Source organism: Actinosynnema sp. NPDC002837 (assembly GCF_040295345.1).
Taxonomy (GTDB): domain Bacteria; phylum Actinomycetota; class Actinomycetes; order Mycobacteriales; family Pseudonocardiaceae; genus Actinosynnema.
Genome location: NZ_JBEOVG010000215.1, coordinates 1 through 1,340 on the forward strand (window position 1 = coordinate 1; position 1,340 = coordinate 1,340).

Annotated in this window: 1 protein-coding gene and 1 pseudogene; one reads left to right on the forward strand and one right to left on the reverse strand. The window is 38.3% G+C overall.

The annotated features are described in order from the left end of the window. The first annotated feature begins 28 nt into the window (after positions 1 to 28). Positions 29 to 1,176 (forward strand): IS3 family transposase gene (locus ABTZ99_RS44965; RefSeq protein ID WP_499619290.1). Its coding sequence is split into 2 segments (ribosomal slippage): positions 29 to 281 and positions 281 to 1,176, totalling 1,149 coding nucleotides; the frame shifts between segments, so codons are not numbered across the junction. 70 nt (positions 1,177 to 1,246) lie between these two features. On the opposite strand, the pseudogene ABTZ99_RS44970 reads toward ABTZ99_RS44965, so the two are convergent. Next, positions 1,247 to 1,340 (reverse strand): annotated as a pseudogene (locus ABTZ99_RS44970) (IS6 family transposase); the annotation flags it as partial.

Genomic DNA, 1,340 nt, shown 5'->3' on the forward strand with positions numbered 1-1,340 from the left:
GTTAAGAGAAATCGTGGAAAGGTTTATTATGGCAAGAAGAAAATTCGATAAACAATTTAAAAATTCTGCAGTAAAACTCATTCTTGAAGAGGGTTACTCTGTTAAAGAAGTCAGCCAAGAGCTTGAGGTTCATGCCAATAGTCTTTATCGCTGGGTTCAAGAAGTTGAAGAATATGGAGAAAGTGCTTTTCCAGGCAATGGGACAGCCCTAGCTGATGCCCAACATAAGATTAAATTGTTAGAGAAAGAAAATCGTTATCTTCAGGAGGAACTTGAACTTCTAAAAAAGTTCCGGGTCTTCTTGAAGCGAAGCAAGTAAAACGTTTTGAATTTCTCTTGAAACATCATGGGAAGATAAAAATTAAGCATGCAGTAAAAGTTCTTAAGGTTTCTCGCTCAGGTTTCTATGAATACATGCATCGTCGTCCTTCAAAACAACAAGTGGAGAGAGAAATTCTCTCAGAGAAGATAAAAGCTGTCTTTCATGAGCATAAGGGACGCTATGGTGCGGTTAGAATTACCAAGGTACTTCATAATACTGGTATTATGACCAACACGAAACGTGTTGGGAAACTGATGCACTTGATGGGACTTTATGCCAAGGGAAGCCGTTATAAATATAAACATTACAACAGAAAAGGAGCTTCGCTTTCAAGACCCAATTTAATTAATCAGATCTTTAAAGCAACAGCTCCTAATAAAGTATGGCTGGGAGACATGACCTATATCCCTACCAAAGAAGGCACCTTATACTTAGCCGTGAATATCGACGTTTTTTCACGTAAGATTGTAGGCTGGTCAATGTCTTCACGGATGCAAGATAAACTGGTGAGGGATTGCTTCTTACAAGCTTGTGGGAAAGAACATCCTCAGCCTGGCTTGATTGTCCATACTGATCAAGGGAGTCAATATACAAGCTCTCGTTATCAATCTACTCTTCGTCAAGTCGGTGCTCAATCTAGCATGAGTCGTAAAGGAAATCCATATGACAATGCAATGATGGAGTCTTTTTATAAGACGCTAAAGAGGGAGCTTATTAATGATGCTCATTTTGAGACAAGAGCTGAGGCTACTCAAGAAATATTTAAATACATTGAGACCTATTACAATACAAAAAGGATGCATTCAGGTCTTGATTACAGGTCTCCAAAAGACTTTGAAAAATATAATTCTTAAATTCTCTTAACTCCGTGTCTAGTTTTTCGTTGACTTTCCAGAAAAGTCTATATTTTGGGGGTCACTACATTCTTCGGTTCTTTTTATATATTCCTCGAAGGGTCTCCATGCCCTTAATCGTGGAAGAGGCTGTACGGAGACTTTGATAAAATTTATTCCGTCGT